The following is a 13978-nucleotide window of genomic DNA, read 5'->3' on the forward strand; positions in this document are numbered from 1 at the left end:
GTCATCCGCCCATCACCCGGGTGTCGATGTCGGCGGGCAGCGGGGTGAAGAAGGTGTGGGGGCCTGGGGCGACGGGGTGGGACCCGGTGCCGGGGAGCTCGGCCCGCGCGGCGTCCCGGGTGGGCTCGTCGGGCAGGCCGAGGGCGTGCCAGAGCTGCCGGGCGAAGTCCGGCATGAGGGGGTGGGCGCAGGCGGCCAGGGTGCGGGCCGCGCGTGCTTCGAGGGCGACGGCCGTGCGGGCGCGGTCGTCGGCGGGGCGGGCGGCGAGCAGGCGGGACTGTCCGGCGGCGAAGGCGGTGGCGAGGCGGACGAGTTCGCCGAGGCAGCGGGTGGCCCGTTGCGGGGAAAACGTTTCGGCGGCGAAGGCGGCGAAGCACGCGTCGGCGAGCGCGTCGACGGCGGAGGCGAAGGCGGCCTGGGAGGGGGTGGGTGTGCCGGGCTCGGGGACCCGGCCGCCGCCGACGGTGGCGACGCGCCGGAAGAGGCCGTCGAGCCAGCCCTGCCAGGCGCCGGCCAGTTCCTCGTCGGCCAGGCGACGGAAGCGGTCCCAGGTGAAGGAGGTGCGGGCGGTCTCCGGGCGGTCGTGGGCGAGCGCGAAACGGACGACGCTGCCGGGCACCTCGGCGAGCAGGGCGTCGGCCCAGATGGCGTGGCCGCGGCTCTTGGAGAACTTGGCGTCGTCCAGCTGGAAGAACTCGTTGGTGACGAAGGCGTCCGGCAGGCGCAGTCCGTCGTCGTAGGCCATCATCAGGGCCGGGAAGAGGACGGTGTGGAAGTAGCCGTTGTCGAAGCCGAAGAACTGGACGATCCGGGAGGCGTTCCACTCCTCGCGCCAGCCGGCGGGGTCCGCCCCTTCGGCGCGCAGGGCCTCCTGGAGTTCGGCGAAGTAGCCGGGGACCATCTCGGCCCAGACGTAGACGCGCTGGCCCTCGAAGCCGGCCACGGGGACGGGCAGCCCCCAGTCGGTGGGGTGGGTGACGGGGATGTCGGGGAGCTCGCCGGCCAGCAGACCGGCGCAGAGTTCCTCCAGCTGGGGGCTCATCGCGGTGCCGGCGTGCAGGGCGCGCAGCCGGTCGGTGTACTGGCCCAGGGGGAAGACGAGGCGTTCGTAGGTGCGCGTGACCGGTGTGGCGCCACAGGTGTTGCAGACGGGGTCGACGAGGTCGGTGCAGACGTTGGGCCAGGCGCACTCCTCGCAGGAGTTGCCGTCGCTGTCGGCGCCGCAGCGGGGGCAGCCGCCGCTGACGTGCCCCTCGAAGAGGTAGCGGTCGCAGGCGGCGCAGTGGAGGCCCTCGGCGGTGCGGGGCACGATCCGGCCCGCGCGGTGGAGGGTGGTGACGAAGTCCCGTACGGCTTCCCGGTGGAGGCGGGAGTGCTGGGGGCGGACGTAGGTGTCGGCCTCGAAGGCGGCCGAGGCGAAGATGGCGGCGACGACGTCCGCGTACCGGTCGGCGAGCGCGAGGGGGTCCTCGCCCAGGGCGCGGGCCTTGAGGGGGACATAGCTCTGGTGGACGTCCGAGCCGGTGAGGTAGCGGACCGGCGTGCCCTGGAGGCGGAGCGCCCGGGTGTGGATGTCGGCCCCGGAGTAGGGGCCGGAGAGGTGGCCGAGGTGCAGGTCGCCGTTGGGGGTGGGTGGTGCCGCGGTGACGAGGGTGCGCGTGAGCATGTGCGGGATCTCCGGGGTGGGGAGCGCGGGCCGGTGGAGCGCGGGTCAGAGGTCGAGCGGGCCCATGGCGGGCGGCCAGTAGAGCGAGAGGAAGACGAGCGGCTCGGTGTCGCTGGCGTTCCTCAGCTGGTGGCGGGAGCCGTTGGGGATGAGCACGGCCGAGGGCGCGGAGACGGGCCGCGTCTCGTCGTCGATGACCATGACCCCGCTGCCCGAGAGGAGGACGAACGCCTCGTGCTCCTCGTGGTGGTCGTGCGGCTCGGTCTCGCCGCCGGGCGGAATGACGGCCCGGCCCAGGCCCCAGTCGGCGAGGTCCTCGCCGCCGTGGGGATAGACCTGCTGGTAGCGGATGCCGTAGGCGTCGGTGAGCCGGCTGTCACTCATGTCCCTGATGAGCATGGAGGTCTCCGTCCCGGCGGGGCCCGCCGCGGGTGGTCAGTAGTTGAAGTCGGGGGTGTTGGCGGCGACGACGGGCTCCCAGGGGTTGGTGAGCAGGGCGTCGGGCTCGATGGGCAGGCCGTTGGCCCAGCCGTGGTCGGGGTCGCCGACGGAGAAGTCCTTCGCCGTGAGGTAGTCCAGCCGCAGTGAGGGCCAGATCTCGTCCTCGCGGTGGGCGCCCAGGCGCAGGGTGTCGTCGCCGACGACGTCCTTCTGAACGAGGACGTCGATCTGGTAGGTGGCGGAGAAGGTGTCGGCGGGGCAGCCGGGGCCGGCGGGGTTGTGCCAGCTGCTGGTGAGGCGGGCCGGATGACCGATGCCGCCGTTGCCGATGGTGCGGTGGGCGCTGTCCCGGACGAAGTCCATGGCCGCGCCGAGGTCGGACATCAGGCCGCGGGTGACGAGCGAATGGGCGTAGTGGCCCGGGGCGTTGACCGAGATGACCACGCCGCCGGGGATCCTGCGGTCGTGGTTACGGCGCTGGTGGGCGCCGGTGTAGAAGAGCTGGGTGCTGGCCTTGAAGAGGACCAGGGAGCCGTCGGGCTGCTCCAGCGGCACGGCCTCGGCGTAGACGGTGTCGAAGACGAGGGGTGCCCATTCGGAGAGGTAGGTGTCGGCCAGGCTCCGGCACAGGTCGGCGAACTCGGGGCCGGGCAGGGCCCGGGCGAGCCGCTCGTCGTTGAAGACGATCAGGAAGGCGCTGCTCTGGCCGGTGACCGCCCGCCGCTTCCAGGCCGCCCGCGCGGTCCAGATCCGGGCCGCGAGGTGCGCGTGGCCCCGGGCCAGGTCCTCCGGGCCGAACCAGCAGATGTCGACGCCGAGTCCCTTGGAGGCGCCCGGCCCCTGCCAGGACCTGGCGGCGAGGCGCCCGAAGAGGCAGGGCTGCGACCGGCGCAGCCAGCCGAGCAGGGCGGTCTCCCGCTCCTCGGCCGTGGCGTCGGGAGCCAGCAGCACCTCGTGCGCCGCGTCGATGTCCGCTCCGAAGCCGGCCGCGCCGGTGTCCTGCGGCAGGGCCGCCAGGGCCTCGGAGAGGGCGGCCCTCGCGGGCAGGCTTGTCTTGCCGTCCAGTGCGATCACTCCCCCGTAGTGGTCTGCACGCCGATGGCTCGTCGGCGACGGCGACAGTCTGACGATGCACAAGATCGCCGGTCAAGACCTTGACTTACGACGGAATCCGTAGTGCGGGGGCATGGCGAGCATGGATTCGGGCAGCCTCAACGGTCTTTCACAGAGGCCGCCTTGGGGAAGACGGCGGCCGCGCCGCTCAGAGGCCGACGATCTCGTTCCACTCCTTGGCGAAGGCGGGGCGCTCCCTGGAGGTCATGTCGCGGGCGGTCCCGAGGCGCTTGCGCATGTCGTCGCTCGGGAAGATCAGGGGGTTCTCGGCGAGCTCGGCGACCTCCTTGTCCCGGGAGGAGGCGAGGACGTCCCGCGCGGCGGGCACGGGGCAGACGTAGTTGACCGCGGTGGCGAGCCGGGCCGCGACCTCGGGCTGGTAGTAGTGGTCGATGAGCCGCTCGGCGTTGCTCTTGTGGCGGGCGAGGTTGGGGATCATCAGGCTCTCCGCCCACAGCTCGGCGCCCTCCTCCGGGACGACGAACTCGATGTCGGGGTTGTCGGCCTGGAGCTGGATGATGTCGCCGGAGTAGGCCTGGCAGGCCAGGACGTCGCCGGAGGAGAGGTCCTTGATGTAGTCGTTGCCGGTGAAGCGACGGATGTGGCGCTTGCTCACGAGCCGGCGCAGCTGGTCGGTCATGGTGTGGAAGTCGTCCGCGGTCCAGCGGGTGACGTCCGCGCCGTTGCCCTGCATGAGCAGGCAGAACGCCTCGTCCAGCCCGGCCAGCAGGGTGACCCGCCCGCGCAGGTCGTCCTTCCACAGCTCGGAGGTGCGCCGGATCTCGCGGCCGAGCTTCTTGCGGTTGTAGGCGATGCCGGTGATGCCGGACTGCCAGGGGACGGTGTGCCGGCGGCCGGGGTCGAAGGGCGGCTTGCGCAGCAGCGGGTCGAGGTTGCGGGCGACGTTCGGCTGCCGGGAGCGGTCCATCTCCTGGACCCAGCCCAGGTGTACGTAGCGGGCGCACATCCAGTCGCTGACGACGACGAGATCCCGGCCGGTGTCCTGATGGTTCATCAGGGCTGGGCTGATCTTCCCGAAGAACTCGTCGTTGTCGTTGATCTCCTCGGTGTACTTCACCGAGATCCCGCCGGCCTTCTCGAACTCCGCCAGCGTCGGGCGGAGCTGCGCGTCCTCGTCGTCGGTGTCGATGTAGAGCGGCCAGTTGGCGAAGACGAGCTTCTTCTCCCGGGCGGAGCGGTCCTCGGCGGCCCGGTCGCCGGGCTCGACATAGGCGGCGGGGACTCCGCAGCCGGCGAGTGCGGCGGCGCCCGCGCCGGCGCCGAGCGCGCGCAGCAGGGACCGGCGGGACAGGCTCTTCACGGGGCTCACTCGCATTTCGGCAGCTTGACGGGTCAGATCTTCGCGGACAATGTACGGCCTGTCCGGGAGCTGTCCGCGCCTCCCGACACCTTGACGGGCCCGGCCGGGGCGAGCAGCAGGTGGACGGTGACCGCACCCAGGGCGCACAGGGCCGCGACCGACCAGAGGACGATGTGCCAGGCGTCGGTGAACTGCGCCGCGTGCAGCGCCTCGGCGGGTCCGGAGAGGTCACCGGCGGCGATCTTCCCGGCCAGCTCGGCCGAACCCGTACGGGCCTGGATCAAGCTGGTCAGCACCGCGCCGACCACGGCCACCACCAGGGCGTTGGCGCCGCCCTTGACGGTGTTGAGGAATCCGGCCGCCATGCCGACCCGGGCAGGCTCCACCAGGCTCATCGCCTGGGCATCGATGATACCGACCACCAGGCCGTTGCCGACGCCGATGGTGAGGAGGGGGCCGAGCAGGGCGAGGGCCGATATGCCGGGGTGGAGCACGGTGAGCCAGGCATTGCCGCCGGCGAGGAGCACCAGGGCCAGGCCCGCCAGGAGGCGGGCGGGTATCCCCCGGTTGACCAGGCGGCCGCCGGCGGCGGGGAGGAAGAGCACAGGAGCGGTCAGCATCAGCATGCTCAGTCCGGCGTCCCGGGCGGAGAGGCCGTTCACACCCTGGAGGTAGGTCGGCAGGAAGACCAGCACCCCGGAGGAGCCCACGGGCACCGCGAGGGCGGCCAGGCTCCAGCCCATGAAGCGCCGGTCACGGACCAGGGTCAGGTCGAGCACCGGGTGGGCGCTGCGCCGCTCGACGGCCGCGAACACCACCAGCAGCAGGATCCCGGCGCCGACGGGACCGAGCACCCGCGGGCTGCCCCAGCCGGCCTGCGCCCCCTGGGTGATGCCGAACATCAGCAGCGCCAGGCCGCCGATGAAGCTGGCCACGCCCGGCCGGTCGACCTTCGGACTGCGGTCGGCCCGCGACTCGCCGATGAAGACGGTGCCCAGGAGGATCACCAGTCCGGCCGCCGCGAAGACCCCGAAGGTGGTGCGCCAGCCCAGACCGCCGACCATCCACCCGGAGAACGTCGGGCCGATCGCGAGACCGATGCCGCCCATGGTGCCCATGGCGGCGAAGGCCCGGGTCCTGGCCGCGCCCTGGAAGGCGGAGGCGAGGATCGCACCGCCGCCCGCCATCACGCCGGCCGCGCCCGCGCCGGAGAGCGTACGGGCCAGGTCCAGCAGCAGGATGTCGTTCACGACGGCGCTGCCGAGGGCCCCGGCGGTGTAGACCGCGGCGCCTATGGAGAAGATCCGGCGACGGCCGAAGAGGTCACCGAGCGAGCCGGAGACGAGCATGAGGGAGGAGGCCGTGAGGAAATAGCCGGTCACGACCCATTGCAGGGAGGCGCCGGAGGCGTGCAGGTCCTCACCGATGCGGGGGATCGCGACGGTCGTGCCGGACATGGACATGGGCAGCGTGAGGAAACCCAGCAGGACCACGAGCACCGTCATGACGGGGCTGGGCCGCCGGGTCCGCGGGGACTCGGAAGGCATACAGGTAAACTACACCGTGCAGTGCAACAGGTAAACCGAACAGTGCAATTTTTCGCGAGGCGCGCTTCGCGACCCTTGGAGAGGAGCGGCGATGCCCGCAGCACAGGAGCCCGCGGCCGGACGTCCCCGCCGCGGCATGGCGGAGAAGCGGCAGGCCATCACGCGCGCCGCCCGGACGGTCTTCGCCCGGGACGGCTTCAGCCGGGCCAGCGTGGACGCCATCGCCGCCGAGGCCGGGGTGTCGAAGCGCACGATCTACAACCACTTCCAGGACAAGGAGGAGCTCTTCCGCTCCGTCGTCATCGAGAGCGCGGGCTCCGTCACCGCCTGGCACCGGACCATGGTCGAGCGCCACCTCGGCAAGATCACCGACCTGGAGCGGGACCTCACCTCCTTCGCCTTCGACTGGGCCTCGCCGCCGCCCGAGTTCGCCGACCACTTCGCGCTCGTACGCCAGATCCACGCGGAGGCGTCCCATCTGGAGCCCGCCGTCATCGAGGCGTGGCAGGAGGCCGGCCCGCGGCCCGCGTTCCGGCAGCTGGCCCACCGGCTGGGCGAGCTGGCGGAGGAGGGGCTGCTCGACATCGACGACGCCGGCGTGGCCGCCCGCCACTTCGCCCTGCTGGCCGTCTCGGACGTCAGCCAGGGCTCCCTCTTCGGTGCCGTGAAGATGCCCGAGACCGAGGTCGACACCATCGTCAGCGGCGGCGTGCGCGCCTTCCTGCGCCTCTACGGCCCGCCCGGCACAGCCCGGCGCACACCCTGACCCGCCCCGGGTCGCCTCGTCCGCGGCGAGCCGCAGCGGCCCGCCGGTGCCGGTGCCCGAGGGAACGGCGGTGGCCCCGCCGGAGGATCCGGCGGGGCCACCGCTGCGCTGCCGTCGGGTCTCAGCCGAGCGACGTCATCACGTGCTTGATGCGCGTGTAGTCCTCGAAGCCGTACGCCGAGAGGTCCTTGCCGTAGCCGGACTGCTTGAAGCCGCCGTGGGGCATCTCGGCGACCAGCGGGATGTGGGTGTTGATCCACACGCAGCCGAAGTCGAGCCGCTTGGACATCCGCATGGCGCGGGCGTGGTCCTTGGTCCACACCGACGAGGCCAGGGCGTACTCGACGCCGTTGGCGTAGCCGACGGCCTGCTCCTCGTCCGAGAAGGACTGGACGGTGATGACCGGGCCGAAGACCTCGTGCTGGATGATCTCGTCGTCCTGCCGGAGGCCGGAGACGACGGTCGGGGCGAAGAAGTAGCCCTTCTCGCCGACCCGGTGACCGCCCGCCTCGACCTTGGCGTGCGAGGGCAGCCGCTCGATGAAGCCCGACACCTGCTGGAGCTGGTTGGCGTTGTTGAGCGGGCCGTAGAGCACGTCCTCGTCGTCCGGCTGGCCGGTCTTGGTGTCGGCGGCGGCCTTGGCCAGCGCGGTCACGAACTCGTCGTGGATCGACTCGTGCACGAGGACCCGGGTCGCGGCCGTACAGTCCTGACCGGCGTTGAAGAAGCCCGCGACCGAGATGTCCTCGACGGCCTGGGCGATGTCGGCGTCCTCGAAGACGACGACCGGGGCCTTGCCGCCGAGCTCCAGGTGGACCCGCTTGACGTCCTTGGAGGCGGACGCGGCGACCTGGATGCCCGCCCGCACGGAGCCGGTGATCGAGGCCATGGCCGGCACGGAGTGCTCCACCATCAGACGGCCGGTCTCGCGGTCACCGCACAGGACGTTGAAGACGCCCTTGGGGTGGCCGAGCTCCTCCAGCACACCGCCGATGATCTCGGCCATGAGCAGCGTGGAGGCCGGGGTGGTGTCCGAGGGCTTGAGGACGACGGTGTTGCCCGCGGCGAGCGCCGGGGCGAACTTCCACGTGGCCATCATCATGGGGTAGTTCCACGGCGCGACCTGCGCGCAGACGCCGATCGGCTCGCGCCGGATGATGGAGGTCATGCCCTCCATGTACTCACCGGCGGAGCGGCCCTCCAGCATCCGGGCGGCGCCCGCGAAGAAGCGGATCTGATCCACCATCGGCGGGATCTCTTCGCTGCGGGTGAGCGCCAGGGGCTTGCCGGTGTTCTCGGACTCGGCGGCGATCAGCTCCTCGGCCCGCGCCTCGAAGGCGTCGGCGATCTTGAGGAGCACCTTCTGACGCTCGGCGGGCACCAGATCGCGCCAGGCCGGGAACGCCGCCTGGGCCGCGGCCATGGCCGCATCGACATCGGCGGGGCCGGACAGGGCGGCGACGGCGTACGCCTCACCGGTGGCCGGGTTGACCACCTCCGTGGTCCGCCCGTCAGCGGCCTCCCGGAACTCTCCGTCGATGTAGTTGCGAAGACGACGCAGCTCGGTGGTCACGTGCGCCACCCCTTCTTTCAGGTCCATTGGGTGAGACGCCCAGCCTAGTCAGTAAGGCAACGCTTTCGACATACCCACTACCCATGAACAACGGAATCAGTTCTTCAAAAGGTTCCTCGCAACGAATTTCATCGATTCAGGGTTGCCACACGGACGAGTCCCATGCACAGTGGACTCCGTGGCCACTCGTAGTGCAGACCCCAAGAGCGTGCAGGGCACGCAGTCGATCGACGCCGTCTCCCTGGCGATCATCGAGCAACTCCAGGAGGACGGCCGCCGCCCCTACGCGGCGATCGGCAAAGCGGTCGGTCTGTCCGAGGCGGCCGTCCGGCAGCGCGTGCAGAAGCTGCTCGACCAGGGCGTGATGCAGATCGTCGCCGTCACGGACCCGCTCACCGTGGGATTCCGGCGCCAGGCGATGGTCGGGATCAACGTCGACGGCGACCTCGACCCCGTCGCCGACGCCCTGACCGCGATGGACGAGGTGGAGTACGTCGTGGTGACGGCCGGCTCCTTCGATCTCCTCATCGAGATCGTCTGCGAGGACGACGACCACCTCCTGGAAACGATCAACAAGCGCGTCCGGACCCTCCCCGGCGTGCGCTCCACCGAAAGCTTCGTCTACCTCAAGCTCCGCAAGCAGACCTACACATGGGGAACCCGATAGCCGTGAGCAAGGACCTCTCCCAGACGGCGTACGACCACCTGTGGATGCACTTCACCCGCATGTCGTCGTACGAGAACGCCCCCGTGCCGACCATCGTGCGCGGTGAGGGCACCTACATCTACGACGACAAGGGCAAGCGCTACCTCGACGGTCTCGCCGGCCTGTTCGTGGTCCAGGCCGGCCACGGCCGCGCCGAGCTGGCCGAGGCCGCCAACAAGCAGGCGCAGGAGCTGGCCTTCTTCCCGGTGTGGAGCTACGCCCACCCCAGGGCCGTCGAGCTGGCCGAGCGGCTGGCCCACTACGCACCCGGCGACCTCAACAAGGTCTTCTTCACCACCGGCGGTGCCGAGGCCGTCGAGACGGCGTGGAAGCTGGCGAAGCAGTACCACCAGCTGACCGGCAACCACCGGAAGTACAAGGTCATATCGCGGTCGGTCGCCTACCACGGCACCACCCAGGGCGCCCTGTCCATCACCGGCCTGCCGGCCCTCAAGGCCCCCTTCGAGCCGCTGGTACCCGGCGCGCACAAGGTCGCCAACACCAACATCTACCGCGCCCCGGTCCACGGCGACGACCCGGAGGCCTTCGGCCGCTGGGCCGCCGACCAGATCGAGCAGCAGATCCTCTTCGAGGGCCCCGACACCGTCGCCGCCGTCTTCCTGGAGCCCGTGCAGAACGCGGGCGGCTGCTTCCCGCCGCCGCCCGGCTACTTCCAGCGGGTCCGCGAGATCTGCGACAAGTACAACGTCCTGCTGGTGTCGGACGAGGTCATCTGCGCCTTCGGCCGCCTCGGCACGATGTTCGCCTGCGACAAGTTCGGCTACGTCCCGGACATCATCACCTGCGCCAAGGGCATGACCTCCGGCTACTCCCCCATCGGCGCGGCCGTCATCTCCGACCGGATCGCCGAGCCGTTCTTCAAGGGCGACGCGACCTTCCTGCACGGCTACACCTTCGGCGGCCACCCGGTCTCCGCCGCCGTAGCGCTGGCAAACCTCGACATCTTCGAGCGCGAGGGCCTCAACCAGCACGTGCTGGACAACGAGTCGGCGTTCCTGTCGACCCTGTCCAAGCTGCACGACCTGCCGATCGTCGGCGACGTCCGCGGCAACGGCTTCTTCTACGGCATCGAGCTGGTGAAGGACAAGGCCACCAAGGAGTCCTTCACGCCCGAGGACTGCGAGCGGCTGCTCTACGGCTTCGTGTCGAAGAAGCTGTTCGAGAACGGGCTGTACTGCCGGGCCGACGACCGCGGCGACCCGGTCATCCAGGTCGCGCCCCCGCTGATCGCCGACCGGTCCACTTTCGACGAGATCGAGCAGATCCTCCGCGGCGTCCTTACGGAGGCCTGGACGAAGATCTGATCCTTACGGTCCGAGCGACGGCCCCACCGGCCGCCCGCACCGACCCGGACGGCGACCGGCCCGCCGCCGGCACCGTCCCGCCGCCGTGGCCCCGCGCGACCCCCTTCGCAGTACGCGCGCGTGGGCCACGGCTTTCACCATGTCCACCCGCTTTCACCAGGTCCGCCCGCGCCCCTGCCGCGCATCCGCTCCCCGGCCGTGCGCGTACGCGCTCCGACGCTTGGGCGACGGCCGGGGATGAGGCCGACCGGAGGAAAGTGAGGCACTCCAGCGCCGAGCCTGGGAGAGGGCTAGGATCCCGGTTCCGTACGGTGCCAGTGACCCAATGGCCTCCGGTTCGTTCAGCCGGTCAGGGGAACGGACCCTTCAGCGACCCGAGGTGCTCGATATGGTGGCCCCGCCGGACAACGACGTGCTCTGGGCACGCGGCCTGCATTACGCATACAGCGGTTCCCCCGCACTCGCCGGAGTCTCCCTCGGCGTGCGCGAAGGCGAGATCCTCGCCGTCACCGGACCACGCGGCTCCGGGAAGTCCACCCTGCTCAAGTGCCTGTCGGGACAGCTCGTACCCGCACCCGGCGAGGTGTGGTTCAACAGCGCGCCCGTGCACACCCTCTCGCGCTCCGCGCGCGAGCGGCTGCGCCGGGAGCGGTTCGGCTGGATCGACAGCGAGCCCCACCTCGTACCGGAGCTGTCCGCCTGGGAGAACGCGGCCCTGCCGCTGCTGCTGCGCGGCATCAGCCACCGGGCCGCCAAGCGGACGGCCGGCGAGTGGCTGGAGCGCCTCGACGTCGGCGACTGCGCCCGCAAGCGGCCCGGCTCGCTGCTCATGGCCCAGCGTCAGCGGGTCGCCATCGCACGGGCGCTGACCACCGAACCGACGGTGATCTTCGCGGACGAGCCGACCGCCCCGCTGCACAACGCCGACCGGGCCCAGGTGCTGCGCACCCTCACCACGGCCGCGCGCTCGCACCAGATCACCGTCGTCGTCGCCGGCCTGGACGAAGAGGTCGCCACCCTGGCGGACCGCTCCGTCACCCTGGTCGACGGCCGCCGCACGAGCGGGATCCCGTCTCCCGAGGCGTCCGCGGGCGAGGGCAGGGCCGCGTGCTCAGTCTCCGCCTAGCGCGCGGCGCGCATCCGCTCGTCCTGCTGCGGCGGCTGCTGGTCGTGGCCGCCGCGGCGGGCGTCGGATTCCTGCTGCTGTGCACGCTCGGATACGCGGTGGCCCATCCCAAGGCCACCGGGGAGTCACTCGTCCGGCTGGTGTGGTGCGCCGTGCCGCTGGCCGCCGTCGTGCAGTTCGCCCTCGCCGTGGCCCGTACGGACCCCGCCACCCGGCCCCGCGACGGCCTGGACGCCATCGGCCTCGGCCCGGTGCGGCTGTCCCTGCTCGCGGCGGCCTCCACGGCCCTCTCCTGTTCCGTCGGCAGCGGCATCGCCCTGCTGGTCTACCTGGAGCTCCGCGGCGACCTCGGCGGCACCCCGCTGAGCGGTTCCGCCTCCCACCTGCTGGACGGGAACGCCTCCCTGCCCTGGGGCGGCACGCTGACCCTGCTGGGCCTGCTGCCGGCGCTCGCCGCCGGCACCTGCGCCCTCGCCCTGCGGCCGGGCGCGGGCGGCGAGCGGCGCGCCAGGACCGCACAGGACACCGCTGACACCGCCGGCACCGCCGAGGCCACCCAGGACTCCGCGGACGCTGTCGCCGCCCCCGTCCCTCCCGTCGTCCCCGCACCACCGCCCGCCCCCAAGCCCACCTACACCGGCCTCCCCTGGGGCATCACGATCATCACGGTCGGCCTCGCCATGGAGGCGTATGTGGCCCGTGGCCCGGCCCCGGCACCCGACGCCCTTCTCGCCCTGCCCGGTTCGGACGGCGCCTCCCCCGGCGTCATCGGCGGCTGGCTGCTGGCCTCTCTGGGGCTCGTCCTGGCCGGGCCCGGACTGACCCACTGGTGCGGGGTCCTGCTGGCGGCCGGACGGCCGGGAGCCGTACGGCTCCTCGCCGGGCGCATACTGCAGGACGCCGCCACCCGGATCGGCCGGCCGCTCGGGGTGCTGTGCGCGGTGGCCTCGGCGTCGCTCGCCGCCGCCCAGCTCTACGGCGCGGCGTGGGAGGCCGACGGATCGCGGCCGTTCGGCCCGCTCACCGGGCTCGGCGCGGGCCTGGTGATGTCCTGTGTCACCGCCACCGCCATCACCGCGGCCCTCGACAGCCGCCAGAGCCGCGCCGGCACCACCTCGGCGCTGAACCGCCTGGGCATCCCCCACTCGCTGCTCCGTGGCGCGGCCGTGCTGCGCACCGGCGTACTGCTGGCCGTGCTGACCCCGCTGACCTGGGCGATCGCCGAGCTGGCGGCCCTGCCGATGACGCGGTGACGGCCGATGGCCGCCCCCGGTGCCACGGAGGAGATCGAGTCGCTGGAGGAGTTCGACCGGGTCGTCTCCACCACCGGCTCGCTCGCCGGACACCGGGTGCAGTCCGTCGACCTGACGGCCCGTACCGCCGCCCTGCTGGCCGTCGACACGTCCGGGACGGTGTTCCTGGGCTGCCCGATGGAGCGGGAGGCGGCGGCGAAGGTGCGGGCCGGCGGCGCGTTGGTCTTCCCACCGGTGCCGCATCTGCCGTTCGACCCTTACCGGGGCACGCTCTACCGGCCCGAGGAGCTCTACGAGGGCCTGGAGAAGGGCTACGGGAACACGCCCGACGCGCTCGCGTACGCGTGGTACGAACAGACCAGGGCGAACGGCGACGTCGTCGCCTCGATGCTGCGCGGCATCCATGACGACGCGGTCTCCGACGCCCTGGACGAGCTGCTGGTCGGGGAGCGCGTCGTGGGCGTCATGGGCGGCCACGGCGTCCGCCGCGACGCGCCGGAGTACGCGGGCGCGGCCCGGCTCGGCCGGGCGCTGGCGCGCTCCGGGCTGATGGTCGCCACGGGCGGCGGGCCGGGCGCGATGGAAGCCGCGAACCTCGGCGCGTACGCCGCGCCGTTCGAGGACGGCATGCTGGACCGCGCGCTGGCCGACCTCCGTGGCGTCCCCGGCTTCACCCCGTCGGTGGGCGCCTGGGCCGGGGCGGCTCTCGCCGTAAGGGCGACGCGGCCCGACGGCGGCCCCTCGGTCGGCATCCCCACCTGGTTCTACGGGCACGAGCCGTCCAACGCCTTCGCCGGGCACATCGCGAAGTACTTCGCCAACGCCATCCGCGAGGACGGGCTCCTCGCCCGCGCCGACGCCGGGGTGATCTTCCTTCCGGGCGCCGCGGGAACCGTCCAGGAGATCTTCGGCAACGCCACCCCCAACTTCTACGGTTCGCGGGGCGCGGCGAGACCCATGGTTCTCGTGGGGCGCGCCCACTGGACGTCCACGCTGCCCGCCTGGCCGCTCCTGGAGGCCCTGGCCAGGGGACGGCCGATGGCCGGGCGCATCGCGCTGGTGGACACCGTGGAGGAGGTGCCGGCCGCGCTGACCCGGCTGGCGGGGCATCTCGGCGGGTGACCGGTCGGCACCCCGGTTT

General features: G+C 72.0%; 12 protein-coding genes. 6 read left to right on the forward strand and 6 right to left on the reverse strand.

The features are described from left to right. Position 1 precedes the first annotated feature (1 nt). From LUZ64_RS30565 to LUZ64_RS30585, 5 genes are all read right to left on the reverse strand, one after another. On the reverse strand, positions 2–1666 hold the full coding sequence (locus LUZ64_RS30565) for a methionine--tRNA ligase (protein WP_095581403.1): 1665 nt from the start codon (positions 1664–1666) through the stop codon (positions 2–4). A gap of 45 nt (positions 1667–1711) precedes the next feature. Further along, a complete protein-coding gene (locus tag LUZ64_RS30570; RefSeq protein WP_095581404.1) occupies positions 1712–2065 on the reverse strand; it encodes a cupin domain-containing protein in 354 nt (117 codons plus the stop codon). A gap of 36 nt (positions 2066–2101) precedes the next feature. Next, positions 2102–3181 (reverse strand): hypothetical protein, encoded by a 1080-nt coding sequence (locus LUZ64_RS30575; RefSeq protein ID WP_095581405.1) that lies wholly within the window; start codon positions 3179–3181, stop codon positions 2102–2104. Between the two features lie 187 nt (positions 3182–3368). Continuing rightward, complete coding sequence (locus LUZ64_RS30580) at positions 3369–4532, reverse strand: polyamine ABC transporter substrate-binding protein (RefSeq protein WP_095581412.1); 1164 nt, start codon at positions 4530–4532, stop codon at positions 3369–3371. Positions 4533–4573: 41 nt separating this feature from the next. Then, positions 4574–6088, reverse strand: coding sequence for an MFS transporter (locus tag LUZ64_RS30585; protein ID WP_095581406.1), 1515 nt, complete (start codon positions 6086–6088; stop codon positions 4574–4576). Positions 6089–6179: 91 nt separating this feature from the next. On the opposite strand from LUZ64_RS30585, the gene LUZ64_RS30590 reads away from it, so the two are divergent. Then, on the forward strand, positions 6180–6854 hold the full coding sequence (locus LUZ64_RS30590; RefSeq protein WP_232389969.1) for a TetR/AcrR family transcriptional regulator: 675 nt from the start codon (positions 6180–6182) through the stop codon (positions 6852–6854). 121 nt (positions 6855–6975) lie between these two features. Here LUZ64_RS30590 and LUZ64_RS30595 read toward each other — a convergent pair whose 3' ends face one another. Then, positions 6976–8427 carry a gamma-aminobutyraldehyde dehydrogenase gene (locus LUZ64_RS30595; protein ID WP_095581413.1) on the reverse strand — a complete coding sequence of 484 codons (1452 nt, stop codon included), beginning with the start codon at positions 8425–8427 and terminating at the stop codon, positions 6976–6978. Between the two features lie 169 nt (positions 8428–8596). On the opposite strand from LUZ64_RS30595, the gene LUZ64_RS30600 reads away from it, so the two are divergent. The 5 genes from LUZ64_RS30600 (at position 8597) to LUZ64_RS30620 (ending at position 13959) form a co-directional block, all read left to right on the forward strand. Further along, positions 8597–9094: an Lrp/AsnC family transcriptional regulator gene (locus tag LUZ64_RS30600; protein WP_095581408.1), complete on the forward strand. Its 498-nt coding sequence runs from the start codon at positions 8597–8599 to the stop codon at positions 9092–9094. Further along, positions 9079–10458, forward strand: coding sequence for an aspartate aminotransferase family protein (locus LUZ64_RS30605; protein ID WP_095581409.1), 1380 nt, complete (start codon positions 9079–9081; stop codon positions 10456–10458). The genes LUZ64_RS30600 and LUZ64_RS30605 overlap by 16 nt, the downstream gene beginning before the upstream one ends. A 388-nt stretch (positions 10459–10846) precedes the next feature. Next, the gene (locus LUZ64_RS30610; protein ID WP_095581410.1) at positions 10847–11584 is read left to right on the forward strand and encodes an ABC transporter ATP-binding protein; all 738 of its coding nucleotides are present in this window, start codon (positions 10847–10849) and stop codon (positions 11582–11584) included. Next, positions 11566–12837 (forward strand): hypothetical protein, encoded by a 1272-nt coding sequence (locus LUZ64_RS30615; RefSeq protein ID WP_232389968.1) that lies wholly within the window; start codon positions 11566–11568, stop codon positions 12835–12837. The genes LUZ64_RS30610 and LUZ64_RS30615 overlap by 19 nt, the downstream gene beginning before the upstream one ends. A 6-nt stretch (positions 12838–12843) precedes the next feature. Further along, positions 12844–13959 (forward strand): LOG family protein, encoded by a 1116-nt coding sequence (locus tag LUZ64_RS30620; protein WP_095579132.1) that lies wholly within the window; start codon positions 12844–12846, stop codon positions 13957–13959. The last annotated feature ends 19 nt before the right edge of the window (positions 13960–13978 follow it).

Source organism: Streptomyces albireticuli, assembly GCF_021228125.1.
Classification (GTDB): Bacteria; Actinomycetota; Actinomycetes; order Streptomycetales; family Streptomycetaceae; genus Streptomyces; species Streptomyces albireticuli.